Raw genomic sequence first — 25,748 nt, 5'->3', positions numbered from 1 at the left:
TGGATATACCTGCCCTACCTCCCTTCTTTCCCTTTAGATTATTTGTGATCTCTGTCACAAACTATTTTAAAAAAATATTAACTTTTAATTAACTTTTTGTCAATAATATTAAGACATCAACCACAAAAAAAACACCAATAAAAAAGAGCTGGCGGCAAAAAGTAAAAAAAGCAGCAAAAAAACCGGGTCTATCGCCAGTTTTCCTATCCTTAGCTTTTTGGAACCGTTTTGCTCATGCTGTGCTGCCATGGTTTCCTCCCACAAAAAAATAACAAATCATCTTGCGCAGTATTACACAAATCCCCGGCGAATTTTGGCCAGCTCTTTGTTAATATTTTCAGGTCCACCAATTTGACTGAGCAGACTCTGCACGTAATTAAATCTATTTTTATTTTGCATATCGTCAAGCTTTAAATATACCCCGGCCCTTCGGCCCAACTGATAATTGTTTTTGGCTTCCTGAGGTAAAGCAAGATAACGGGCGATTATGTTCAACATTTTCTCCCGGTCAACCGGCAAAGTACCTTCAAGCTCCTGCAGCAGATTCAATACATGGTCACTAACAATTGTCGTGGTCACTCCATTGAGGGATTGAATGATTAAACGCTGCTCCTCTACCATATCATCCTCATCGGGCACAGTGAATATACCGCTTTGCACCATATCATAAAGCGGGGTTCTTTTTAACACCGAAAGTGTTCTAAATCGAACATAATCCGGATTACCCGCATTGATCACCTCGGCGGTACCTAACGCATGCTCACTGGAATGCTCTTTACCTCCAAGGCCAGGCATGATATACCAGCACAGTGATATACCAGCCCCCCTGATCTTTTGGGCCGCCTGTATCAGCTGGCTGGAGGTAATACCTTTTTGAACCATTTTCAGCACAATATCGGAACCGGATTCCATGCCCATATGAATCCTGGACAGGCCGGCATTGCCCAGAGCTAAAAAATCCTCATCATTTTTCCGTGCGGCAGTATCCGCCCTGGCATATGTAGTCACCCTTTCCACCGACGGGAAAGCAGTCCTGATATAATTTATTATCTCAACCAAGTCTGAAGTTTTTAACAGCAACGAGTTGGCATCCTGTAAAAAAACAGACTTGCCTCCATAATACAGCCAGGAAGCAACGTGGTAGTGTAAATGACCGTACCGTGCCCCTGATTCGTTGACAACTTCACTGGTTATCTTGCCGCCAAATCCTTTGGACCGGGAAATTTGCCTAACCTGCTCGCTGACCCGCCTGACGGTATCCACATCTCGCAGCACTTCTTCAATAGGCCGGCGGCTAAACTTTTTACCCTTGTAAGTGCTGCAAAAGGTGCATTTATTCCACGGACAATTCCTGGTTACCCTGATCAGCAAGCTTGCTGCTTCGCTAGGCGGCCTAATCGGCCCCTGCTCTATATTCATTTTATGCCCCCCAAAAACATAATTATAATTCAGATTTTACCATAAAACTTAATCCTAAATAAGCTATTATCCTTTTCAAAAAAATTAATGAAAAAAAGCCAGGGTAAGTCCCTGGCCGTCATATTAAATATAATTATTCTTATGCGTACCTATAACCGGAAGAAAAGTGCGCCATATACATTGGACCGTCCATTTCCCAGAACCCTTTAGGCGGAGCAGCATTGTTACGCACCGCCCCAATAGAGAATTTTTCAGTGCCGACTACCAGTGAAGCACAATTATTCAACTGAACTTTTTCTCCTGGTCCAAGCATTTGGTAATTTCCCTGGTAATTATCCTGATCGAACACACATATGTAACACTGGCCTGCATCAATTGAAGTAACAGGGTTCATATTATGGAAATTTCTTATAGAAGTATTTGGTATTAAAGAGTACGAAAAACCACCGTGCCAAATGCGTGCTTTTTTACTTACGTCATTTGTACTGAAAAACCCCACAAATGATTTGATAAGCCTTTTAAATACATTGGGCGCCGCCCATTCCACATTTTTATCAACGGTTTGAGAGACGCTTGACATATAAATCACCACCTGTTTTCTTACCAATATAATAATTTTATTAGTTTAAAAATCAGTTTTAGCTGAACTACAAATTTTTATCCTCATTGGCTTGCTGGTGTTTTCAAAATTTTCAAAACACGGCGGACATACTAAACTTTTTCACCTAACCACCCTTGCTTATTATTTTACATTGTCACCACATATTTTAGCAATAGTTTGACACAAGTTATTTAATTCACTATTTAAACTCCACTATGTGAATTGTTGCTCTTGTCACTTGTTATTGCTGCAATAATTTTACAGCAATAACAGCAAACCTTTTATCACACAAAGTGGATTATAAGAAGGATTTCTGTGTTTATAGGTAGAACTTAAATAAAATTATTTACTCTTTAAATCAGGTTATCTAGCTGCACATATATAAAATAATTACTTTGTTTTCTCACAAAAATGTTTTAGAATAAAATTAGCCCCGGCGCATCAAGGAGGTTTCAAGATGAACTTACCTGTGAGACTTGCTGAAATAGCACGGGTATCCCCCGGTCAGGAAGCTATTGTTTTTAAAAACCGGAGAATGACGTACGCCCAACTGGAAACCCGGGTTAATCAGCTCGCCGGTGGGCTGCAGCAACTAGGTATAAAATCCGGCGACAGAGTCCTTATGGCCATGAGTAATTGTCCTGAATTTGTAATTGCTTATTACGCTATTATTAGAATGAAAGGTATTGTAGTACCGATCAGCCCTCAGCACACAATTAATGAATTTGCCGTTGTGATTAAAGACTGCCAGCCAACTGCGGTGATTACAACTTCAGAATTAAAGGAGAAATTTGTTACTTTAAAAGAAAAAATGAACGTTTCTCTAAAGATAATTATTAATGACCCTGATTCCCAGGGTGACGGCTTTATAACTTTGGAACAAATTTTTGAGCAAGGTACCGGTACCTTTCACGATACCAAGTACAGCCGGGAGGATGTGGCAGTTATTTTATATACCGCGGCAACGGCAGGTAAACCCAAAGGGGCAATGCTTACTAATTATAACCTTTACAGCAATGCACTAACCTTTTCTCAGCTTTGCCGCATGACACCTTCAGACCGCGCTCTATTGACCGCACCGGTATACCATGCGGCTGCCCAGACTTGCGTTATGAATAACTCCATTGTTGCAGGAGCAACCATGGTTATTCAAAAAAAATGGCAGGGTGCCGCAGAAACATTAAAGATTATTGCACATGAAAAAATCTCATTCTTTTTTAGCCCTCCCACCATTTATAATTTTATTATCAATTACGAAGATCTTGATAAATATGATACCAGTTCTTTACGTATAGCCTTAACCGGTGCTGCCACCATGCCGGCTGATCTGTACGAAGAATTTGAAACAAAAATGAAATTACCTGTTACGGAAGGTTACGGACTGACTGAAACTTCACCGGTGGTGACCATAAATTTTGTTAGCTCATCAAAAAAACCCGGTTCAATTGGCAAACCTATTCCCGGGGTAGAAGTTAAAATTTTCGATTACGAGGATAGGGAAGTACCTCAAGGACAGGTTGGTGAAATCGTTGTTCGAGGTCCCAATGTGATGAAAGGCTATTATAACCAGGAAGAAGAAACCAGGTGGGCATTGCGTAACGGCTGGTTCCATACCGGTGATCTGGCGTATTTTGACCAGGACGGTGACTTATATATTGTTGATCGCAAGAAAGAATTGATTATCCGCGGCGGGATTAATATTAATCCGCGGGAAGTCGAAGAAGTGCTTTATGATCATCCAGACATATTTGAAGTGGCTGTGGTAGGTGTTCCAGATGCAGTAATGGGCGAAGAAGTACTTGCGTTTATCATGCCCAGGGAAGGCAAAAAACTGGATGATGAACAAATTAAAAAGTTTTGTGAAGGCAAAATGGCCAATTACAAGATACCTCGTTATTACAAGTTTGTTGAAAACATTCCCAAAACATCATCTGGAAAACTTTTACGAAAAGAGCTGTTAAACTGGATCAGCAAACAATAATAACAAGAACCTCCGGTGGATGACCGGAGGTTCTTCTATTTTACTTTTTATATTACTGCAGTTGTCCGGGTTTCTCGCCTACCGCAACGGTGATATACATGGACTGGTTGTCTCGGTAAACCAAAAGCAGCAATTCTTGGCCAATTTCCGTTTTCTTAATGCGCTCAGCCAGTTCATCAGCATTTTTAATTGTTTGTTTTTGAATCTCAACAATTACGTCACCCTGACGTAAACCGGCTTGTTGCGCCGGACTTCCCGGAACAACACCAACTACAACCACACCTTCATTGCTTTCCAAGTTAAGGTATTCCGCCAGATCTGAAGTAAGGTTTTGCATTTGAATGCCCAGCCAGGGCCTGATCACCTTACCCTTTTGCATCAACTCATTTTGCACATCCTTTACCGTACTGGTGGGGATAGCAAAGCCTATTCCCTGTGCCTGGGCAACCGCGGTATTAATCCCAACAACTTCACCTTTTAAATTCAATAGTGGCCCCCCGCTATTGCCAGGATTAATTGCGGCATCTGTTTGCAGCAAATTTTTATAATACCTGCCTTCCACCGGCACCGGCCTGCCTTTGGCGCTTATAACACCAACAGTTACTGTATGGTCAAAGCCAAACGGGTTCCCGATGGCAATTACCCAGTTTCCAACTTCTATTTTTTCAGAATCCCCCAGTTTTAAATAGGGAAGGTCTCCTTTTTTTTCTATTTTTAAAATGGCCAGGTCCAGGTCATAATCAGCACCTATCAACTTGGCCTGATAATCTTTTTGATCATCCTGGACAGTAACCATAATTTCATCTGCACCGTCTATAACGTGCTCATTGGTCAATATATAGCCGTCCTTCGAAATAATAAAACCGGAACCGAGCCCCGACTCGGTTCTAGGCCTTTGCCTCTCAGGTGTACCAAAAAAATTTCGAAAAAAAGGGTCATTCCAAAGCGGATCAATGTAATTGCTCCCACTAACCTGTTTTTCCACGCTTATTTTAACCACTGCAGGACCGGAATTTTTTACTATATCTGCAATCGTACCGGCGCCAACTCCCGGCAATCCCTGGTCGACCCCGGCGGCATTACTGGAATACCCGGGCGGTACGGTTTTATCGTTTCCCTTAATATCATTAACCAGTAGGCAGCCTCCGGCGAACATTATGCCTGCAACAAATGCAACAAGGCCGGCCAGCAAAATAAAACGCCTGTATCCCTGAAACAACCCAACCACTCCTCGTATAAATATATTAGTCTATATATTAACAAAAAATGCTTGTTATTTCCACCTGAGCATTTTTAAAAGAAGAAGCAGGTTTTGCCAGCCGCAAAAACCTGCTTCTTCTTTCACATAAACACCGTTTAATCTAATGCGTATATATTGGGAACATGCCTCCAACCCTAAAGCTATGACCCTAAATGGAGGTGTGTTCCCCATTCCCTAAGCCTCCGCTTTTTCACCGTGTGATGAAGCAACAATACCCAACCCTTCAAAGATGAACATTATCGCAAATCCATACAGAATCGTGTATAGCACGTAAAACAGCAGCATAAAAGTTGTGATTCCGCTTCTTTCCTTAACATTTACGGCTTGAATGCCTTCGAAATTATAAGCCGGCTCAAGTCCTTTTGTCATTACATCATTAACCAGACCCAGTTCCGCTACTTTATTATCCAGTTTATACTGGGCACTTAATGCTTTAATACCGTTATACCAGCAATAGATAACTTCCCTGGACTCCATGCCGTACTCACTCTTTAGTTGGGCGCCATTGTTTTGAAATTCAACATCTGCATCTTTTAATGCTGCTACGGACACTTTGCCCAAATCGCCATTGATATTAACATTGCCGCCGTCGGAGGTAACTTGCGCACCGGCTGCTGAAAAAACTTTGGCATACTTTTCTGCATCTTCCAGGCTTTCAGCTTTCACTGAAACCTGGAAGCTGGTGCCTTCAAATTTTGCCGCATTATCGATAACCTTGGGAATAATGTAGGTTGACCCTTTGGTAAGCTGGTTGAACAAATCATCGGCTGCCTGGACCAGCGTTTTACCATTAGCTAAAGGACTCATTATAGTTATAAAAACCGCAGTGAAGATTAACAGCAACACAATGCCGGTGATAAACTGTTTCTTATTTATTATCATTATACACACCCCCTTTGATTAATTGGAGGCAGTGGACAGTTTCGCCTCTGCCTCAGCCCTGGCCTGCTCTCTGAATTTGCCAATACCCTTGAAGAACGAGGCCATAATCCAGATGGAGAACACTATTACCAGAACAAAGAACACTGTGTTACCCACGCTTGTCAAAACAGCCGTACTTTTACTGCTTATGGACAAGTAGCCGGCATCATTTAATTTGGGTGGCAGAGAGCAAAGCCTGTTGGTGAAGCCTGCTACAATTGTCAGAGCGTAAATGGCCCGGATAGTTGTACCCTTCATAATTTTAGTTGCCATTGCCCCCATCTGAATCCCCACCAGTGAGCCAAGCAGCATTCCCATTGCTACGCTGTAGAATACATAGCCGTAAACTGCATATTGGGTGATTGAAGAATAAGCCGTGGTGAAGATAATTTGCAAAATATCTGTTCCTACTGTGGTAAAGGTCGATATGCCAAATCCGTATACAAAGATCGGGAAGGTCACGAAACCGCCGCCGACACCCATCATGGCAGCCAAGTTGCCGACAATGAAGCCTACGATAATTATGGGGTACACCGCCATGCTGCGACCGCCGGGAACGATATCTTCATCGAATTTAACCCTGGGCTTTAATTGTATTGACTGCAGCCACTTGGCGAACTTGGTCGTGGCTTCGGTTATATTGCCATCAGCAGTTTTGTTTTTCTTGTTGGAACTGACCCAGTCATACATAGCGTATGCACCCAGGATTCCCAGCATTACTACATAAATCAAACTGATGAAGGCATCACTTAGAGCGGGGCTCTTCTGGTAAATAGCCCGGTTAATCATGCCGCCGGTGGTGGCGCCTGTCACTGAGCCGAGCACAAACCAAACTGCGATCCAGAAGTTTACATTGCCCAACTTCTTGTGAATAACCGTACCCATGATGCCTTTGGCGAAGAGGTGGAACTGGTCGGTGCCGACCGCCATGATACCTTTAACACCGATACTCATCAGCGCGGGCGTAAGCACATAACCGCCACCGGCTCCGATAACCCCGGTGATCAACCCCGCCATCAAGCCCACAAAGATAGAACCGATAAACATATTTAGAGTTACAAAACTTGGCATATACCCTTTATGTCCTCCGAGATACCCCGGCAGGTCGGCAGCCGAGGCCACTTCCAGACCTACACCGAACAAAACGGGCAGCATGGCAACCAGTAACCATTTCCACCTTTTTCCCAGAATCACGCGACTCATTTGAAGTTCCCAGTTGGCTTGCGCCCTGGACAAATCTGTTAGAACTTTTCCTGTGGCCAAACTTCCTGTGGCCATTTTTTTTAAGATACTCATTATTATCTCCCCTCCTTAATCTCAGAACAATCCATTAAAGCCTTTAAACAGGCATGATAATTCCCACCACCTCTTTCATTGTGAAATTATATGCATTTGACAGCCAGTAGCCGGTTTTAGGTAGTGACAACTTTTTAACAAAAATAGTTGATAAAATAGACCAGTTTATGTTATTATTGATGTGAATGGATCAAGATACAACTTGTGTTTCAATAACGTCCGCCAACGTTATTGTAGGGTAAATTTAATTGTGCAATATTACACAAGGCATCTCAAAAAAATGCTGTCACTGATTTGTTAAGAGTTAAACCGGAGCTGTCAAATAACACCACGATGGTCACTGACTATCCCAATTGCGCTGAAAATCTCTTCTTGCGGCTCAGCAATGCTGGTTATAGATTTAAATTCTTCGCCATCTAATTGATTTATGGCAATTTTAACCTCTTCTAATAGCAGCAATGCCTTGCGTGTGTCTAAATTTAATCCGGCTTGGCGCATTATTCTTTCCAGTGTTTTTTCAAGTGCCGCTGCCAGCACACACATAAATACATTGGCAGATAAGTTAAGTTCGGCATAAAGGTAATTTTGCCTTGGTTCAAAGTTTTTAATTTCTTTAAACGATTCGCTTATATAAGCAAGCCCTGAGTATGCTTTTACAATTTCTTGCCCCCTGAGAAAATTATTATTTGTTTCCAGCATAAACGATCCGGCAAGCGCGATATCCCGTAAGATCTGGTCCTGTTTAAATCGATATGAAAATTCCATAGTGGAATCATTGTGTTGCCACTCAATATATTTACGGCAGAAATTATCCGCTAAGACAGGATAGTTGTTGATTTTTACTCCTCGTTTTCCACTTATTTGCCGCTTAAGATCAACAAACTGGCTTTCTATCCTATTCAGCTTATCATAAATCAGGCTTTTCATTTGTTCCGAAGCTCTAGGATTACAACATATCAAATATCTTATATCACCATTTCCTAATTCCTTAAACCAAAGATCTTCGTTAATTTCACGAAAGCCATTTAAGCCTGCTTTCATTTCCCCTATAAGCAAATCATAATCTTGGTTGGCCAGGCGTTTGCGCCCAAGGATATATTCGTAGCCATGGGCAACCAAAATTTCCATAGCCGGGTTAGCAAGGATACTGCGGTCGCCAACAAAAATGCATCTATCAATTCCGAAATTACGTCTCAGGTACTCCAATATCGCTCTATATTCCATTTCTTCCGCGTTTTCACCGATAATTCTATGTCCCAAAGGCATGCCGTCCCTGCTGGTCAGTAACCCTAGATCAATTTTTTGAAATTCATCGGGCTCTCGCCAAATGTACTTACCATAGGATATTAAGTTCAGGTCCTCTTGCGGTGACGGTTCAAACACTGATGTGGTTAACAAACAAAACGCCAGGTCTGTGTTTATTTGGAACATATTATTAATGTTTTTATAGATGCTACTCTCAAGTTCTTCTTTGAATTTAGTTATCTGGTCCAATGCCCGGTAAAAATGATGTGAAGTTAAATTCTGGTCTTCTAGTTCCGGTAAATACAGGCATTGATACCAATCACTTATGGCCTGTTTATGTTGAGGTTTAATTATTTGGTTGATTGCCATAAGTTCAGCTAGCAAAGGCACATTAATATCATTACCTGATTCAGGAATAATACTATTTAAAACCGATTCAACACCTAGCAACTCCCATATTTTATGAATTGCCAGAACTTCCCCGTAGCGCAATATCTTTTTTGTCTCAATCTTATCGGACTTTTGAGATAATCCGCAAATCTTGGATAAACCAGTTATTAGCCCGTTAACCTTATCCGGCGTTAATTTGTCCAGACTCCCAAGATTGGCGATTACCCTTTGTTTAACTTTATCCCCTTCCCTGTAGTTTTCTATCAACTTCAGATAAGTGTACTCTTTTCCGTTACTTTTACTGGTAATTTTACGAAAAAACATTTCCTCACCACCTCTGAACTGGAACTTTTTTATTTATTTTGTAAATCCTTATTTCCAAGCCACCATTTTTTAATAATTTTTTCACACTATTTTCCGTCCCATATTTGATAAAATTAAATTTTTTACTAAGTTATTTGTCTCTTGCTTTTTAATAATTTTAGTTAATTATTTGCTTAAAAAAACTATACCACACATAATTTGCTTGTGCAATATTTCACCATGTAATTTTTTATAGTTGTAATTGTCTCAAAATTTAGATATTATCAGTTTCTGCAAACTGCGTAATCTATTTAAACACCCAAAACACGCCACCATATAGCCGCCAAACCAACAATGGTAAGTACTAGAGAAATAATAAATAAAAAGCTCCCCGCCTTCAGAAAATCAGAGGCTTTTAAAAAACCCGGCCCATATACAATAGCATTTGCGGGAGTTGCAATCACCAGTATATATGAAAAAGCCGATCCTAAGGAGGTGGCAACACCAATAGCTAATGGTGAAGTATTAGCTAATTCAGCTGCCTTGATAAACACTGGACCCAGTACTGCAACTGCCGGCCCGTCAGCCATCGTGTTTGTAACCAGCGCTGTTATAGAGGTAGTTGCGGCCAGCAGCGGAAGTCCTTTGGATATTCCAATGGCCGCTGCACCGGATAAGAGCAACTTGGCCAACCAGGCGGCTGCCCCTGTTGTTACCAGCATTTTACCCATTGATACAGCCCCGGCATAAAGAACAACCACTCCCCACTGCGTCTTCTGCTGCAGGTAGTTCCAGTCCACCAGGCGCAGGACCGCAGCCACAATGACACCAATCATAGCAATATTACCAACACCATATTGGCGGCTGAACAGAACCCACCCGGCCACGATGGCAAGAAAAATTGCTATAGCTGCTATTCCTTTTGCTGTCATTGGTCCGCCTGCATCTAATTCTTGCTGTATTCTTTCCATGACATCTTTTAAATCTTTAACCTCGGGCTTAAATAGCTTTAACAACCAGTAAGTTACTATAATAATCATTATCAATGTCAGCGGGAAAGCCATTAAAATCCATTGTCCGTAACCCATGTTTATACCCATGTTATTCAAAAAACTGAGCATCAGGGCATTACGGGCACCACCGGAAGGAGTGGCTATACCGCCAATAATTACACCGTAGGCGATAGACAGCATCATCAACTTACCCAGTCTGGGAACCTTTTTAATGCCGCCGCTTAATGAAACAATACCGACCCCAATGGGAAACATTATTGTAACAGCAGCGTGCTCTGTTATAAACCCGGCGCTTAAGGCGCAAAAAGTCACCATCCCCAGCACCACCCTGTCAATTCTGGTGCCGGATATTTTTAGTATAAAAAGGGCAACCTTACTATGAATATTATACTTAACCAGCATGGCCCCCAGCATCAAAACCCCCATGATAAAGATCACAGCATCATCCATAAAAGACTTGGAAACCTCCTGGAATCCCGCTATTCCCGTTATCACCTGGTAACAACCGATAACCATTGCTGTTACAGGCAGCGGAAGCGCTTCTGTCAAGAAACATACCACCACAAAAGCCCATAATGCAATTGCATACTTCCCTTTATCAGTTAAACCTTCCGGCGTGCTCATTGAACATATAAAAACCAGCAGCAAAGTACCCAGCAAAAGCCATTTTCTTTCCACCATCATAGCTATTATTCTTTTAAACCAATCATCCTGTCCACTTTTAGACCGCGGCTGGTCTTCTGCTAGCTCATAGATATCAACCGGTTTATCTTTATTCTTATACTCTTGTAAGTCAAGAATCTTTTTGTTACCCATACGTCACCTCCTTAACTGGTGAAATAATTTTCTTTATATTATACTTGAAAGCCCCAAGAAAAACATCATCCAGCAATTCATAAATTAAGAACTGAAAGTTAACATAAAAGGGCGAAAAAAAAAGAGCGCCTGTAAAGCGCTAAAAACTTTCCATTTACCCATTGACATAAATTATATATAGCAGGCAAAAAACACATTTTTTATATGTGAATAATTGCGCATTTTTAAATAACAGTATATAATAACCTAAAGCTATTTGTGAAATTTTTAACTATCTTGTCACTGTATTTGTTTTTATTTTTGGGAGGTGGTTATTACTTTTATCAGAGCACATTAAGCCGGCCGCCACCGGTTAATGTGCTCTCTGCAACAATTAACACCAAAGCATTTTGTTAATAATATCACAACCTCATACTTTTAGCAATTGTTTGATCTAAAATTTTGTCACCACTTTAAATATAGAATATCGGTTATTACGCTGAAAGGAGGCCCCAAAATGGAAAAAACATATGAAAATAAAGTAAAAGATATTATGATTCCAATATATGATTATCCTACCGTTTCTGGCGAAGCAACCCTAAAAGATGTTTTACGTATCATAATGAATTCCTATCATTTCCAGGGTAAACCCCGGACCGGGAGGAGTTGCGTCTTTGTCGTAGAAAATTTTGAATTGGTAGGCATATTTGGCATTCCTGAGTTACTTGCGGCCATTGAACCCCAATACATTAAAGGCTCTGTAAAGAGCGTTAAAGGATATACATTATGGGCTACTACTGACATAGCTTTTTTTTGGGACGGCCTTTTAACCGAGCGTTGTCAGGAAATTGTATGTGATAATGTAAAAGATTTTATGAAACCCATTGAAAACTATGTGGATATAAACGACACCTTGCTAAAGGCTGCTTACTCCATGGTAAAAAATAAGGCTGATACAGTGGCCGTAAAAGATAAAAAGCGCCTTGTGGGCATGATCCACAGTGTTGATATTTTCAGAGAAATAATCCGCATAGTCTTTCAAGATGATTCCACCACCATAAGTTCCAAGATTATAAACAGCGCCTGGGATGGAAACATAACATTTAAACAGCCACCTGCCTAACTGCAGTCAAATACCATTTGCGCGCGGATTTTAATTGTTAGCTTTTGCCAGCTATATGACAAGATCTAATTTACTACCGTAAAAAACAGAGTCTCTCACGGCTTTAAAGAGAGACTCTGTACTCAAAACTTTTTCAAGATGATAGCTTTTTATCCCTGGATGTTATCCTTTTTAGCAGCGGCTCTACGCTCCAGTAGCTTATTTACAGGCATTGCTCCAAACCCGACAAGGATACCAAACAGCAAGGTAACAATTATGGTTATGGTTTCAGGGTAAATATGCCATAGAAGAAGATAAGCGGAACTTAAAACCAATGATACCAACATTAATGGAAATGCCACCTTAAAATAATTCATAAAAGTTATGTTGGCTCCCCGCTTTTCTGCCATACCTATGACCACAACATTGGCTGATGCACCAATAATGGTGCCGTTGCCACCAAGGCAGGCCCCCAGAGATAATGCCCACCAGAGCACATTCAAAACCGTGGGGTCAGTAATTCCCATCAGCTGGCCCATGTCTTTGATTAGCGGAATCATAGTGGCAACAAATGGAATGTTATCAACAAAAGCCGATGCAATCCCCGACAGCCAAAGGATCAGCATAGCCGTCGGGATCATCACTCCACCGGTTACATCAAGCGAGGCCCGGGCAATAGCCTCAATAACGCCAACCTTTTCCAAACTGCCCACAAGCACAAATAAACCAATGAAGAAAAATATTACCGGCCACTCCACTGCATGCAGAGCGTGTTCCGGATCTTCCTTACTGATTAAAAGAAGAAGGCTGGCACCGGTTAAAGCAATGACCGAAGACTCAAGATCAGCATACTGGTGCAGTACAAAGCCCAATATGGTCAGCACCAGGACCAATAAGCATTTGCGAAGCAACTTCATGTCCTTTAGCTCATCTTGTTCATTTAATTCCATAATTGTTTTTTGCCGTTCAGGATCTGCAACAAGCTGGGAGCCATAAATCAACCTAAGCAATGTAAGCGTAACCACATATATAACCACTATAATTGGAGTAAGATTGACAATAAAATCCATAAATCCCAGGTGCGTTGCGCTGCCAATCATAATATTGGGCGGATCGCCGATTAGTGTGGCTGTGCCACCAATATTTGAGGATATTATTTCAGCTATCAATATAGGAATGGGACTGATCCTCAACTTTTGTGCTATAGCAAAGGTAACCGGAACAATAAGCAGCACAGTGGTCACATTATCCAAAAGGGCCGATAACACGGCTGTTACCAGCGAAAGTGCCGCCATTATTCTTAATGGATGCCCCTTGGAACTCTTTGCAGCTTTAATAGCCAAATATTCAAACACACCAGTCTGGCGGGTTATTCCGACAATTATCATCATTCCCACCAGTAAACCAATGGTATTAAAATCAATGGCATGAACTGCTTCTTCAGGCCCCAAGATTTTTGTTACCGTAATTAATGCCGCCCCTACCAGAGCGATAACCGCCCGGTGGATCTTTTCCGAAACGATAATAACATATGTTATTAAAAAAACTGATGTGGCAAAATAAATTTGAATGTGCTCGGGCAAATCCACTCCTCCTCAGATAATTTAAGACTTAATAAATAATTATTCACTAAAATTAACCCAAAATCCTGCCTTCTATCAAGTATACTGTCTCATGATACAGTATACTTGTTTATCCGCTGATAACAAAAAAACGCACTAAATCAGTTCCTTTAGTGCGCTCTTTTATACTTTTAGCCTTTGTTCTTGCCAGGCGGGTTTTAGACCGCCTTTTATTATTTTGCCAGTGCGACAGGCTGTTCTTGGGGCTGATGCTTTAAAGCATTTCTTTCCAGCATTCTGTTAATAGGTGTAACGGCTATCCCTACTATAACTGACACGATAAGCGTTGCCCCAATGGTGATTGCCGGAGAGTATACATACCAAAACACCATGTAAACTGACGATAATACGAGAGATACCAGCATCAGTGGAAACGCCACTTTAAAAAAGTTCATAAAGGTAATTGGCGCCCCCCGTTTTTCCGCCATCCCTATAACTACAACATTAGCGGACGCGCCTATTATTGTGCCATTACCACCCAGGCAAGCCCCCAGGGAAAGCGACCACCAAAATAGGTTTAGCGCTGCTGGATCGGCTACCCCCATAATTTGACCCATATCCTTAATCAATGGTATCATTGTTGCTACAAAAGGAATATTATCAACGAATGCTGAAGCTATTCCTGATAACCAAAGAATTAACATTGATGTGGGAACCATTACACCGCCGGTGATTTTTAGTGACGCCGCGGCAACAGCCTCGATTACACCAACCTTTTCCAGACTTCCTACCAGTACAAACAAGCCGATGAAGAAAAATATTACCGGCCATTCCACAGCGTGCAACGCATGCTCCGGATCTTCCCTGCTAACCAGTAAAAGTAAACTGGCTCCCGACAGAGCGATAACGGAGGATTCCAGATGCAAAAACTGGTGTAAAGCAAAGCCGGTTATGGTTAGTGCCAGAACAATCAGGCATTTTCGCAGAAGCTTGGTATCTTTTAACTCATTTTTTTCATTTAATTCCATAATGCTCTTTTGGCGCTCAGGATTTGCTGATAGCTGATTTCTGTAAATTAGTCTAAGTAAAGTTAAAGTTACAACATATATAAGTATAATAATCGGCGCCAAGTTAATGATAAAATCCATAAAGCCCAGGTGCGTGGCGCTGCCGATCATAATATTAGGCGGATCTCCAATAAGTGTGGCTGTACCTCCAACATTTGATGAGAGAATCTCAGCAATTAAGATTGGAATCGGGCTGATTCTTAGTTTTTGAGCAATGGCAAAGGTTACCGGAACAATTAGCAAAACAGTAGTTACATTATCCAAAAGTGCTGATAAAACAGCAGTTACCAATGATAATGCCGCCATAATTTTTAAAGGATGCCCCTTTGAGCTTTTAGCCGCCTTGATGGCCAAGTATTCAAAAACCCCCGTTTGGCGGGTAATGCCCACAATAATCATCATCCCGACCAACAACCCCAATGTATTGAAGTCAATTGCGTGTACGGCTTCTTCAGGGTCCAATATTTTGGTTGCCGCTATCAATGCAGCCCCTACCAGTGCTATAACCGCCCTGTGTACCTTTTCGGAAACAATAATGACATATGTAACTAAAAAAACAGCACTGGCAAAATATAGTTGAATGTGCTCCGGCAAAGTTTATTCCTCCTTTAAAAATCAATAGATTTTAATTTATTTATCAATAGAATTAGCCCTATCATCCTCCTTCAATGTTCAATTGAATAGTGAAATATAATACTATCATAATCGAGCTTTAAACTGGGCTCCTTACATGTTGTCATTGGTTTTGTGCTATATTGCACTTATTTTATCACAGCCATACAGTTCCCACAAGTGAAATTTTCTACAATATACATAATACACATCAGATTTCAGTCCGGTAATTGCTTAATATTTTTGTCACTATGAACCTAGAAAAGCGTGCTAAATCAGTTCCCTTTGTGCGCGCTTTTAAAAAAATAAAAGCTCCCCCTTTTTGCGGAGAGCTAGATCCCGACATTGGTACAAATTGTATTTATTAATTTATCTTGCGACGCCATAGCTTGCCAGCGCTTGATAGGGTGAATTGATACAATAACTCAGTGCTTGGGCATCAGCGGGTAAATCAAATGCTATAGCCATTAATTGAGTGAAAAACAAAATCGGCAGGTTAAAATTGGTACCATATTTTTGATTTACCATCTGCTCATAGGCATCCAGGTTCAACTGGCACATTGGACAGGGCGTTACAATAACATCTGCTCCGCCTTTGCTGGCTGATTCAAAAATCTTGTAAGCCTGATCAATTACAATTTCCGTTGCGGCAATGGCGTTGGAACTTCCACAACAGCGGGCTTTCATTGGAAAATCGGTAGCTGTTGCGCCAAGCGCCTCCATCAATTTATCCATTTGAACGGGATACTCCGGATCGTCAAATTCGTAAGGGATCGCCCTTACCGTCTGGCAGCCAACATAGCCGGCCACTTTCAATCCAGCCAACGATTTTTTAACTTTAGCCTTGATATTATCGAAACCAACATCATTTATTACCACTTCCAAAAACTGACGCACTCTCAGCGATCCGTTATATTTATAACCACCAGCCGCCAACGCCTCATTAGCCTTTACTTTAAAGTGCTCGTCTTCCTTAAAGCGCTTATTAGTTACGGCCAGGCTGAGGTAACAAGAACTGCAGCCCACAACCACATCCCAACCCTTTGTTTCTGCTATGGCCAGGTTACGGGCAGTCATTACCTGCTGAGTAAAGTCCCCAACCACACCTGAGGCTACAGTGGCACCGCAGCAGTTCCAGTCAGGGATTTCTTCCAGGTGCAGGTCCAGAGCCTTGGCCACTGCTTCTATTGATTTCAGGTTGGCCTGTGCAGTTGCTTCCATAGAACATCCGGGATATATGCTGTATTTCATCATCTGGCCTCCCTCCGCTCAATTTCCTGCGCCTTGTTAATAATTTTCTTTAGATTGCCATATCCTTTAATTTTCTTGGGCGGGAACAAAGGCATCCTTTTATGCTTGAGCATTTTCATGCCCACGTCTTTCATGGCCAAAGCCTTCTTGACTTCGTCCAGTCCACGGATCAGGTAATACCGGGCAGTGATACCACCCTCAAAAGATTTGCCCCGTTTGGCAACTTCAGCCCAAAAAGCTTTATAGAAGGCTGCTTGCGGGTAATCTGCGTAACCATTTTGAATTGCGTATTTTTTCAGATCATGCATAACATCAATAATCGGCACCCCCCTGGGGCAGCGTGCCTTACAGGTGCAGCAGGATGTGCAGTTCCACATGGTATTTGCTTGCAAAACTTCATCCTTTTTGCCCAGTTTAATCAGGTTAAACAAGCGTCTTGGCGAGTAATCCATGATTTCGCGGGTGGCGCAAGAAATTGCGCACATCCCGCACTGCATACATTGTTTGATATAAGAACCATTTTCTAAATTATAAATCTCCCGGGCAAAATCCAAATCATATTTAACAGGTTGATTGTTGTTTTGTTCCATAATAAGAACATACTCCCTTTCTATTTTTTAAAGGAGTGTGGGACGGTCTGGTTTCGACCGTCCCTCTATCTTTATTTCTGAAATCGGAATTTACTAATTGGTTTAATCCGGTAAATTACTCTTACTGGAAGTCCTTCATCGGGTTGGGTCCCAGTTCTTCCAGCTCTGCAGCAAACTCGTCCAGCATAGCCGGAATCTTGTCATAATCCATAATGTTTACTGTTGTCGCCCGTACGCGCTCGGACTCCAGACCAAGGCGGTTAAGAGTTTCAGATATCTTGGACAGGCGGATTTCCGCCAACTCACTGCCCTTCATGAAGTGGCACTGGTAGTCATCGCCGTGCTTGCAGCCCATCAGCAATACGCCGTCAAAGCCTTTGGCCATGGCGTCATTGATCCAGATCAGGTTCAATGAACCCAGGCACCGCACGGGAATTATCCTTACCCACGAGTTGTATTCCAAATGATTCATTCCTGCCATGTCAAGTGCCGGAATAGCATCGTTTTCACAGGCAAAGATCAGGATTCTGGGCTTCTCGTCAGCTTCTTCGGGCACTTCAATAGCCTTAACCATATTACCGATCATGGGCACAGAGTAGTTCTTGAAGGAAATAATCCGCTCGGGGCAAGCACCCATACAGGTACCGCACCTTCTGCAGCGGCTTGGGTTCGGCAGCGGATTGGCTTTTTCGTCTTCGTTAATGGCGCCGAACGGGCATTCCTCAGTACAGCGCTTGCACTGGGTGCAGCGAGTCATGTTGAATTCCGGGAAAGACATATCACCGGATCTCGGGTGAACCGCCTGGCCAACGGCAGTAGCTTCAATGCACTGGATCGCTTTCAGCGCAGCGCCTACAGCGTCCTCCTGGGCATAAAGCATATCCATTGGGGCCCTTACAACACCGGCCGCATATATACCGGTGCGCCTGGTTTCATAGGGGAAGCAGATATAATGTGAATCGGGGAAGCCATATTTTAATTCCGGCAGTTCCGGGCCCTGCCTGTAAGCCAGGTTCAGTAAATTAGACTTGATAATCGCGGGAGCCTGTACCTTTGGCTCTTCAGCAGCGGCAGCTGCCTCATCCTGGGCCGGCTCTTCAACCACATCACCCAGCGCCGCAGACGGAACCATACCGTTGGCCAGAACTACGAGATCAAACTCGTCAGCTTCAGACTGAGTTCCCATGGTATGGTCATCAGCAGTAATAGTCAGTGTGCCATCGCTTTCTGTTATTTCGGTTACATCGCCTTTGATGAAGATAACGCCTTCCTGCTGGGCCTTCTTGTAGAAGTGCTCATACTGACCATTGGAGCGGATGTCCTTGAAATAAACATATACGTTGGCTTCAGGGTTCTTTTCCTTAACTATAAGGGCCTGCTTCATGGACTCGATACAGCAGGCTGCCGAACAGTAGGGCAGGTGCTCCTGATCCCTGGAACCGGCACATTGGATAAACGCAACCTTACTGGCTTCCAGTTTACCCGCCACAGCCATTTCTTCCAACTGGGCCTGGGTAATCACGTTTTCGTACTTGCCATAACCCAGGTGTCCAAGTTTTTCAGCATCATAGGGTTTAGCACCGGTAGCCAGAACAATGGCACCTACCCGCTCTTCCACAGTGCTGCCGTTTTGATTAATGGTAACGTCAAACATCCCGGGTGCACCGGCTGTATTTTCAAGAGTAGCTGAGGTGTATACCTTTACCCCGGCATCTTCAACGGCCTTAATTAGGGCCGGTATGCTGTTTTCTTCAAGTTCGGTAAAGGGAGCTTTCATGGGTACTTGCTTATACATTTTACCCACGTAGCCACCCAAAGCAGCTTCTTTTTCCACCAGCACTGTCTGATAGCCGGCCTTGGCTGATTCCAGCGCAGCAGTAAGTCCGGAGAAGCCGCCGCCAACTACCAGAACAGTTTTGGACATATTCTCCACTTGGTAAGGCTCCGGCAGGTTCATATTCTTTTGCTTTACCAGGGCCATGCGCAGGTTATCTTCAGCCAGCATCTGGGTATCTTCATCATCAGCCGGGTGACACCAAATAACCTGCTCTCTCAGATTGCATCTTTCCACAATTTTATCCGGTCCGAAATTAAAAACATCATAATTGATCCTGGTGGAGCAACCAGCTATAACTATGGTATTAGCGCCTTCAGCCTCGATATCATTTTTGATCAGCTCGACGCCTTCCTGTCCGCAAAGAAAACCATGGTTTTTACAAATCGGCGTTTTATACTCACCTGTTGCTACTTTGGACAGAGCATCAATGTCCAGGGCCTCACCAATTCCGCAGCCTGTGCAAATATAGACAGCTATTTTCTTTTCCATTATTGTTGCCCCCTCACCGTAGATTGAATCGCCTTGAGCGCTGTGGCAGTAGCATCCCTAACAGCTGAGGCAACATCCAACGGACTCTTGGTGCAACCGGTGGCATATATTCCAGGCGCCGCTGCAGCTACAAAGCCATCTTCATCGTAGGCGGCTTCGCCGGGTATTTGCGCCATAGAAGTATTGGGAGCCATTCCGGTTGCCAGCACAACGAGGTCAAACTGCTTCTCCATTACCTTCTGCTCAATTTGATCCTCTGCAATGACGATTAACTGATTACTTTCAGGATCTTGCTTAACTTCGCCGGCTTTACCTTTGATCAGGGTGATGTTGGCTGTTTCCTGCACCTTGGTGAAGAAGTCCTCATACTTGCCGCGAGCCCTGATATCAATGTAGTAAATACAGATTTCGGCATCGGGGTACTGTTCTCTGATGTAAGTAGCGTGCTTCAGCGATGCCAGGCAGCACACATTGGAGCAAGCCTTAAGGTGATTTTCATCACGCGAGCCGGCGCACTGAATAAATGCTACGCTCTTAATTTCTTTCCCGTCGGACGGGCGAACAATTTTGCCTTTGGTCGGGCCATTGTATGCGGCCAATCTTTCCATCATTACGTTGGTAATTACATTGTCATACCTGCCGAAACCGTAATAACTCAGCTTGTTGGCATCATACGGAGTCCAACCGGTGGCCCATACTATGGAACCCACGTTGAGCTTCATGGTTTTAGCCTGCATGCCCAATTCAATAGCGCCATACTCACAGGCCTCAGCGCATTTACCACACTCGGCTCCTTTACACGCTTGGTCATCGATTGCATACTTCATGGGGAATGCAAATTCGTGGGGCAGGTAAACCGCTTTGGTTTTATCCATTCCGTAGTTGAAAGCGTTGGCTCGTTCAGCCGGGCAGGCCTCAACGCATTTACCGCAGCCTGTGCATTTTTCGTTAACATAACGGGGATTAATTTTTACGGTAACTTCAAAGTTACCTTCCTGGCCGGATATGCTCTCAACTTCTGCCATGGTAAAGAAATTTATTTTGGGGTTTTTTCTAATACGCTGGAAGTTAATTTCAAGTCCACAGTTGGGTGGACAAAGCTTGGGGAAGTACTGGTTAAGCTGGCTAACCCTGCCGCCCAGGTATGGGTTTTTCTCTACAATGAAAACCTCGTTACCTACTTCAGCTGCTTCGACAGCTGCGGTAAGGCCGCTGATTCCTCCCCCGACGACTAATATACTTTTATTTGCCATAATTTATCACCACGCCATTTCTCCCGTCTTAGATTATTCTGCCCCATGTAATTTTAACTGCTATTTTAACGATTAGTTTAGCAAATAACCGACAAAAGCTTTATATTGAAGGCTACCCGAAGGCCGGGATTTAAAAAAAACTCCAGGCGGCCTGTAAGGACGCCTGGTAAAATTGCATTTACCTCGGTAAAAAATTGCCCAGTCCCTACAAGCGCGACTCAGCCAGGGCTGTTAGCAACTCCTTCCAGCGCTGTCACAGCGCAAAGGACCCGTGGCCATCGGCTACGGGCCCTCTTTGCGCCGTGGATGGCACATTTTAAGAGTTACTTGATCTCGCCCGGGACATGGGGAGAGATCAGTTGTTTATATTACTATTCAAACAGACGAATTACAGGCTTCTTGAATACATCCCACTGGCCAGTGGCAGGATCCCACTTGCAGTTAACGAAGCAAAGCCAGTTTTCTTCATCCATCTTAGGAGCATCAGCGCGGAAGTAGTAACCAGGCCACCTGGTCTCTTCACGGAACATCACAGTGCGAACGTGGGACTCAGCAATCCACATACGGTGGATATTTTCCCAGCATCTCATAAGTTCGTGCAGATCGGCAGCAGCCAATTTTTCGGCGTCTTCCTGCATGAACGCAAGCAGTTCCATAGCCTTCTCCAGGCTGGGCTTGTTGGTGCTGAAGTTAGCGCTCACGCCACCGACGTACTCGTCCATAAGCTTCTGCAACCGGAACATGAACATTTTGGGCTTAATGTAAGCCGGGTTGACTTCAGGATCAGTGGTGAAGTCTTTATTGGCTTCAAACAGTTCCAGAGGCTTGTAAGTAGCAGCTTTGAGCTCTTCCACTTTAGCCATGTCAACGTTGGGCTGACTGCTGTTCTCAACGATGAACTTAATGGCAGCCTTAGCAGCAATACGGCCTTCAGCGTGGGAACCGGAGGAGAACTTATGGCTGGAAGCGCCGGATGCGTCACCAGCGGCGAACAGACCTTTAACGGTGGTCATGTTGGCATAGCCCCAGAAATACTCAGGAGGAGCAATGTCTTCAGGTCCGGATACCCATGCGCCGGATGCGCCGGAGTGGGAGCCGATGAAGTAAGGTTCAGCCGCTGCGATTTCGGAGGATTTCTCTTCCGGCTGGGTGTTGGTGGCCGCCCACAGCAGGGCCTGGGAAATGGTCATATCAAGGAAGTCTTCCCAAGCTTCGGATTCGAGTTCTTTCATTTTCTTCTTGAAGGCTTTGGGATCATCTTTATAAGCATCGGCCAGTTTAGCAATAGCTTCGTTGGTCATCATAAGCAGAGGGCCTTTGCCTTCGCTTACATCCAGCATGCCGAGGTAGTTACGCAGGTTGGCCGGAATCGGCTTGACCAGACCGTAAGGAGCCCAGTTTTGTAACTCATCGCGGCGTTCAACCATATATTCGCCACCGATGGCGCTGATGGCTCTGGATTTGAAGAGCAGGAACCAGGCGCCAACCGGGCCGTAGGCATCCTTAAAGCGGACCGGAATAAAACGTACTTCTTGACAGGTCATTTCAGCGCCGGCACGGATGGTGAAGTATGCGCTGGAACCGGTGCTGAACGGGGGATACCATGAACGGCCAAGACCTTCACCAGTGGAGCGGGGCTTGAATACGCCAACGGCACCGCCCATGGCAGCCATAACAGCTTTAGCCTTAAATACGTAGAATTTGTTTTCGCGAACGCTGAAACCAACAGCGCCGGCAACCCTGTCGCCATCAAGAAGAGGCTCGATTACAAATACGCGTTCGTAAATATTGTCCATGCCAAGAGCGTTCTTAGCAGCTTCAGCAACGATAACTTTGTAGGATTCACCATTGATCATGATCTGCCAGCGACCTTCATTTACGTAGTCACCAGCGTCATTTTTCCAAATGGGCAGACCCCATTTTTCAAACAGGTGAACAGTTCCGTCAACGTGGCGGGCGATGTTGTAAACGAGGTCGTCACGGGCGATGCCCATCAGGTCGTTCTTAACATACTCAACATACTGCTCAACAGTGTTTTTGCCTTTGCCTACGCCGAGGTACTGGTTAATAGCAGACAAACCCATAGCAACAGCACCACTGCGGTCCATGGAAGCCTTGTCTACGAGGGTTACTTTTAAACCTTGTTTCTTTGCCCAGTAAGATGCTTCCACTGCCGCGCCGCAAGCTGCCATACCGCCGCCCACGATCAGAAGGTCAGTGGTGACTTCTACAGTTTCAAAATTCATTGGCATTAATATAAACCTCCTCCGTAAAGTTCTTTAAATTTGCAATTAGGTCGTAATTACTTCTTGATGGTCGGAACTTCGTCCATCAGCAGGGATGCAGGCTCGGTGAACAGAGCAGCACTGTTCAGGTCGCCAGCGCCTTCAGCAAAATCGCCGCCAGGAACAGCTGTACCTTCTTCAGTTGTCCTGATGGGGAACTTGAAGCGCTTAACCATACCGTCCCTGAACTTAATGGTCCACATAATATTGTCAGAACCTCTCAGAGGAGTTACACTGGCGCCCATCGGTACGAAGTCAGCGTAACCACGCAGGTCCATGGCTTGCTGCGGGCAAGCTTTTGCACAGCAAAGGCATTCCCAGCAATGCCAGGGGTCACGGTTGTAAGCCTTCATTTTTTCTTTGTCCAGCACCATTAAATCATTGGGGCATGCATGCATGCAAGCAGTTTTGTCCTTACCCTTGCAGCCGTCACATTTCTCGGTCATTACAAAAGTTGGCATTAATTCAACCTCCCGTTCCCTATTTGTTAATAAGTTTCTGCAGTTCAGCATTGCCGACTGTAGAAAATGATGTAACGTTTTCCTGAAACCTAGAGAAAAATTATTACCTTTGCTCTCCCTAGCTCTTAACATCTGTCAAATCAATTATCTAGTTAAATTTCGCTGTGGTGTAATTATTACACCTTTTCCAAACCACCTCCTCTGATAGATTTTCATTTTCGGAGCTGCATTACGCATTCCTTATTGTCAATTGAAAACTCCGACACTGCAGGTCATCAGACACCTTAAGTGCCACAGCTTAATATAGATTGCATAGTTGATCACAAAGTCAAATACTAGTTATACTCATTTTAACAATAACTATACTTTAAATAATTTCGACGCATGCGCCCGGTATCCTTCTTACTGTGATAATAAAATTGCACTTTTTATAAGCAGTTTTTACCTTACCCTGGGCCACTACCGGACATGCTGTGCACTATATTATATTCGTTTTCAACCATTTATTGCCACATTTTTTATGGTTTTATGCCAGATGCGCCACAGAGGCACACCTGGCTTGCAAATGCTTACTTCTGGGGACCAGGGATATCCTCGTATGCACCCTTTTTAATTTCGACTTTTTCAGCAGTCTTATAGTACTCGCGCAGGATATCCATAACTTCGGGACGGCCAAACTCCTTGGGAATTTCTTCTCCTTCTTGCATCATACGGCGGAACTTGGTGCCACTAACCACGCAACGATCTTCCGGACCATGCGGGCAGGTGCGCTGACTGGCCATGCTCTGACACTTGTAGCAGTAGAAGGTCCAGGCAATCAACATGGGCTTTAATTCCAGAGCGCCTTCCCATAGTTTATTAAATATGGTTTGAGCGTCAAACGGTCCGTAGTAGTCGCCTACGCCGGCATGGTCACGACCCACGATAAGGTATTTGCAACCCCAGTTTTGACGGAATACAGCGTGCAGCAGGGCTTCACGGGGTCCGCCGTAACGCATTTCCATAGGATATACGCCCAGAGCAATGTTCTCTTTCGGGAAATACTTGTCAACCAGCACTTCATAGCACTTGGTACGTACTTCACCCGGAATATCACCAGGCTTCAGAGCACCAACAATGGCGTGGATAAAGCAACCGTCAACAAGACCACTTTCCATGGCAAACTTGCAGAGATATTCGTGGGAGCGGTGCATCGGGTTCCTGGTCTGGAACGCAACAACATTGGACCAGCCTTTTTCTTCAAACAGTTTCCTGGCTTCTGCCGGATACAGGTAGTATTTGGGGTACTTTTGAGGATATATGCCTTCGTTCAGAACCTTGATGGGGCCGCCCAGATTGAATTCGCCCTGCTTCATAACACTGGCCACACCGGGGTGTCCTTCGGCATCCAGAGTTGTGAATACTTCGCGGCACTCAGCTTCTTTGTCATAGGTGTAGATTTCTTCTACCAGCATGGTTGCATAAAGCTCTTCAGAAGCCCTGTCATAAAGGGCAACTTCCATGCCTTCTTTAAGGCCAATGGCATCTTTTTCTTCACCGGTGATGGACAGGGTAACCGGCATTGGCCACATGGTGCCATCACTCATTTTAAGGTCAAATACACACCCGGTGTAATCGTCTTTTTTCATGAAGCCTTTTAGAGGTGTAAAAGCACCAATACCAAGCATAAGGACATCTGATGTTTCCCTGGAACTCATGTACACCTTGGGCAGACCTTCCGCCCGCTTAATTTCAGCTTCTCTTGCCTCGCCATTAAGCAGCAGGGGCATAAGTTTCCCTTCCGGGCCGTGTGGTTTGGGTAATGCCATAAATGTTTTCCCTCCTAATTGTTTTTTATTTTAATTTTGCAACCAAGGAACAATAATGTTCCTAATGAAAACCCAATCTCCCAATTTGAAAACTTTTCTCCCTAATTGCTATCTAATTATTTTAAATTAAGGAATCCGGCTTTTTTTATTTTTGTCAGCCGGTTGCTAATTAGTTTTACAAATTGCTGTTATAATAAGATGTTGTT

General features: G+C 43.7%; 19 protein-coding genes. 2 read left to right on the top strand and 17 right to left on the bottom strand.

The features are described 5' to 3' along the window. Positions 1 to 108: 108 nt before the first annotated feature. The 3 genes from BM056_RS26100 to BM056_RS05975 form a co-directional block, all read right to left on the bottom strand. On the bottom strand, positions 109 to 249 hold the full coding sequence (locus BM056_RS26100) for a hypothetical protein (protein ID WP_165613399.1): 141 nt from the start codon (positions 247 to 249) through the stop codon (positions 109 to 111). A 42-nt stretch (positions 250 to 291) separates the two neighbouring features. Then, the gene (locus BM056_RS05980) at positions 292 to 1,419 is read right to left on the bottom strand and encodes a radical SAM protein (protein ID WP_092469697.1); all 1,128 of its coding nucleotides are present in this window, start codon (positions 1,417 to 1,419) and stop codon (positions 292 to 294) included. Positions 1,420 to 1,558: 139 nt separating this feature from the next. Next, positions 1,559 to 1,999: a hypothetical protein gene (locus BM056_RS05975; protein ID WP_092469695.1), complete on the bottom strand. Its 441-nt coding sequence runs from the start codon at positions 1,997 to 1,999 to the stop codon at positions 1,559 to 1,561. A gap of 478 nt (positions 2,000 to 2,477) precedes the next feature. Here BM056_RS05975 and BM056_RS05970 point away from each other — a divergent pair, with 478 nt between their 5' ends. Continuing rightward, positions 2,478 to 4,001, top strand: a complete 1,524-nt coding sequence (locus tag BM056_RS05970; RefSeq protein WP_092469693.1) for a class I adenylate-forming enzyme family protein — start codon at positions 2,478 to 2,480, stop codon at positions 3,999 to 4,001. Between the two features lie 52 nt (positions 4,002 to 4,053). Here BM056_RS05970 and BM056_RS05965 read toward each other — a convergent pair whose 3' ends face one another. The 5 genes from BM056_RS05965 to BM056_RS05945 all read right to left on the bottom strand — a co-directional run bounded on the left by BM056_RS05965 (position 4,054) and on the right by BM056_RS05945 (position 11,246). Next, complete coding sequence (locus BM056_RS05965; RefSeq protein WP_337833489.1) at positions 4,054 to 5,220, bottom strand: trypsin-like peptidase domain-containing protein; 1,167 nt, start codon at positions 5,218 to 5,220, stop codon at positions 4,054 to 4,056. Between the two features lie 216 nt (positions 5,221 to 5,436). Then, on the bottom strand, positions 5,437 to 6,144 hold the full coding sequence (locus tag BM056_RS05960; protein WP_092469691.1) for a hypothetical protein: 708 nt from the start codon (positions 6,142 to 6,144) through the stop codon (positions 5,437 to 5,439). Between the two features lie 18 nt (positions 6,145 to 6,162). Beyond that, a complete protein-coding gene (locus tag BM056_RS05955) occupies positions 6,163 to 7,479 on the bottom strand; it encodes a sulfite exporter TauE/SafE family protein (protein ID WP_092469689.1) in 1,317 nt (438 codons plus the stop codon). Positions 7,480 to 7,797: 318 nt separating this feature from the next. Beyond that, complete coding sequence (locus BM056_RS05950) at positions 7,798 to 9,438, bottom strand: IS1634 family transposase (RefSeq protein WP_092469687.1); 1,641 nt, start codon at positions 9,436 to 9,438, stop codon at positions 7,798 to 7,800. A gap of 290 nt (positions 9,439 to 9,728) precedes the next feature. Then, positions 9,729 to 11,246 carry an SLC13 family permease gene (locus BM056_RS05945; RefSeq protein ID WP_092469685.1) on the bottom strand — a complete coding sequence of 506 codons (1,518 nt, stop codon included), beginning with the start codon at positions 11,244 to 11,246 and terminating at the stop codon, positions 9,729 to 9,731. A gap of 496 nt (positions 11,247 to 11,742) precedes the next feature. Here BM056_RS05945 and BM056_RS05940 point away from each other — a divergent pair, with 496 nt between their 5' ends. Continuing rightward, entirely contained in the window at positions 11,743 to 12,348 is a 606-nt protein-coding gene (locus BM056_RS05940) for a CBS domain-containing protein (protein WP_092469683.1), read from the top strand. A gap of 149 nt (positions 12,349 to 12,497) precedes the next feature. Here BM056_RS05940 and BM056_RS05935 read toward each other — a convergent pair whose 3' ends face one another. The 9 genes from BM056_RS05935 to sat form a co-directional block, all read right to left on the bottom strand. Then, positions 12,498 to 13,910: an ArsB/NhaD family transporter gene (locus BM056_RS05935; RefSeq protein ID WP_092469681.1), complete on the bottom strand. Its 1,413-nt coding sequence runs from the start codon at positions 13,908 to 13,910 to the stop codon at positions 12,498 to 12,500. 212 nt (positions 13,911 to 14,122) lie between these two features. Then, on the bottom strand, positions 14,123 to 15,550 hold the full coding sequence (locus BM056_RS05930) for an ArsB/NhaD family transporter (RefSeq protein ID WP_092469680.1): 1,428 nt from the start codon (positions 15,548 to 15,550) through the stop codon (positions 14,123 to 14,125). 387 nt (positions 15,551 to 15,937) lie between these two features. Continuing rightward, positions 15,938 to 16,819, bottom strand: coding sequence for a CoB--CoM heterodisulfide reductase iron-sulfur subunit B family protein (locus BM056_RS05925; protein WP_092469678.1), 882 nt, complete (start codon positions 16,817 to 16,819; stop codon positions 15,938 to 15,940). Beyond that, on the bottom strand, positions 16,819 to 17,409 hold the full coding sequence (locus BM056_RS05920) for a 4Fe-4S dicluster domain-containing protein (protein WP_092469676.1): 591 nt from the start codon (positions 17,407 to 17,409) through the stop codon (positions 16,819 to 16,821). The genes BM056_RS05925 and BM056_RS05920 overlap by 1 nt, the downstream gene beginning before the upstream one ends. A 121-nt stretch (positions 17,410 to 17,530) precedes the next feature. After that, positions 17,531 to 19,735 carry a hydrogenase iron-sulfur subunit gene (locus BM056_RS05915; RefSeq protein ID WP_092469674.1) on the bottom strand — a complete coding sequence of 735 codons (2,205 nt, stop codon included), beginning with the start codon at positions 19,733 to 19,735 and terminating at the stop codon, positions 17,531 to 17,533. After that, positions 19,735 to 20,988, bottom strand: coding sequence for a CoB--CoM heterodisulfide reductase iron-sulfur subunit A family protein (locus tag BM056_RS05910; protein ID WP_092469672.1), 1,254 nt, complete (start codon positions 20,986 to 20,988; stop codon positions 19,735 to 19,737). The genes BM056_RS05915 and BM056_RS05910 overlap by 1 nt, the downstream gene beginning before the upstream one ends. Positions 20,989 to 21,359: 371 nt before the next feature. Then, complete coding sequence (gene aprA, locus BM056_RS05905; protein ID WP_092469670.1) at positions 21,360 to 23,240, bottom strand: adenylyl-sulfate reductase subunit alpha; 1,881 nt, start codon at positions 23,238 to 23,240, stop codon at positions 21,360 to 21,362. A 50-nt stretch (positions 23,241 to 23,290) separates the two neighbouring features. Beyond that, the gene (gene aprB / locus BM056_RS05900; protein ID WP_092469668.1) at positions 23,291 to 23,734 is read right to left on the bottom strand and encodes an adenylyl-sulfate reductase subunit beta; all 444 of its coding nucleotides are present in this window, start codon (positions 23,732 to 23,734) and stop codon (positions 23,291 to 23,293) included. 569 nt (positions 23,735 to 24,303) lie between these two features. Beyond that, entirely contained in the window at positions 24,304 to 25,542 is a 1,239-nt protein-coding gene (sat, locus tag BM056_RS05895; RefSeq protein WP_092469666.1) for a sulfate adenylyltransferase, read from the bottom strand. Positions 25,543 to 25,748 lie beyond the last annotated feature (206 nt).

The sequence above is a fragment of the Desulfotruncus arcticus DSM 17038 genome, from assembly GCF_900113335.1.
Lineage (GTDB): Bacteria > Bacillota > Desulfotomaculia > Desulfotomaculales > Desulfallaceae > Desulfotruncus > Desulfotruncus arcticus.
Note: the sequence above shows the minus strand (reverse complement) of the source record. Positions and strands in the feature narration are given on the sequence as shown.

What these genes read in the sequence shown, in the direction of transcription:
- BM056_RS26100 (WP_165613399.1), bottom strand. Translation starts at nt 249, where the DNA reads ATGGCAGCACAGCATGAGCAAAACGGTTCCAAAAAGCTAAGGATAGGA.
- BM056_RS05980 (WP_092469697.1), bottom strand. Translation starts at nt 1,419, where the DNA reads ATGAATATAGAGCAGGGGCCGATTAGGCCGCCTAGCGAAGCAGCAAGC.
- BM056_RS05975 (WP_092469695.1), bottom strand. Translation starts at nt 1,999, where the DNA reads ATGTCAAGCGTCTCTCAAACCGTTGATAAAAATGTGGAATGGGCGGCG.
- BM056_RS05970 (WP_092469693.1), top strand. Translation starts at nt 2,478, where the DNA reads ATGAACTTACCTGTGAGACTTGCTGAAATAGCACGGGTATCCCCCGGT.
- BM056_RS05960 (WP_092469691.1), bottom strand. Translation starts at nt 6,144, where the DNA reads ATGATAATAAATAAGAAACAGTTTATCACCGGCATTGTGTTGCTGTTA.
- BM056_RS05955 (WP_092469689.1), bottom strand. Translation starts at nt 7,479, where the DNA reads ATGAGTATCTTAAAAAAAATGGCCACAGGAAGTTTGGCCACAGGAAAA.
- BM056_RS05950 (WP_092469687.1), bottom strand. Translation starts at nt 9,438, where the DNA reads ATGTTTTTTCGTAAAATTACCAGTAAAAGTAACGGAAAAGAGTACACT.
- BM056_RS05945 (WP_092469685.1), bottom strand. Translation starts at nt 11,246, where the DNA reads ATGGGTAACAAAAAGATTCTTGACTTACAAGAGTATAAGAATAAAGAT.
- BM056_RS05940 (WP_092469683.1), top strand. Translation starts at nt 11,743, where the DNA reads ATGGAAAAAACATATGAAAATAAAGTAAAAGATATTATGATTCCAATA.
- BM056_RS05925 (WP_092469678.1), bottom strand. Translation starts at nt 16,819, where the DNA reads ATGAAATACAGCATATATCCCGGATGTTCTATGGAAGCAACTGCACAG.
- BM056_RS05920 (WP_092469676.1), bottom strand. Translation starts at nt 17,409, where the DNA reads ATGGAACAAAACAACAATCAACCTGTTAAATATGATTTGGATTTTGCC.
- BM056_RS05915 (WP_092469674.1), bottom strand. Translation starts at nt 19,735, where the DNA reads ATGGAAAAGAAAATAGCTGTCTATATTTGCACAGGCTGCGGAATTGGT.
- BM056_RS05910 (WP_092469672.1), bottom strand. Translation starts at nt 20,988, where the DNA reads ATGGCAAATAAAAGTATATTAGTCGTCGGGGGAGGAATCAGCGGCCTT.
- aprA (WP_092469670.1), bottom strand. Translation starts at nt 23,240, where the DNA reads ATGCCAATGAATTTTGAAACTGTAGAAGTCACCACTGACCTTCTGATC.
- aprB (WP_092469668.1), bottom strand. Translation starts at nt 23,734, where the DNA reads ATGCCAACTTTTGTAATGACCGAGAAATGTGACGGCTGCAAGGGTAAG.
- sat (WP_092469666.1), bottom strand. Translation starts at nt 25,542, where the DNA reads ATGGCATTACCCAAACCACACGGCCCGGAAGGGAAACTTATGCCCCTG.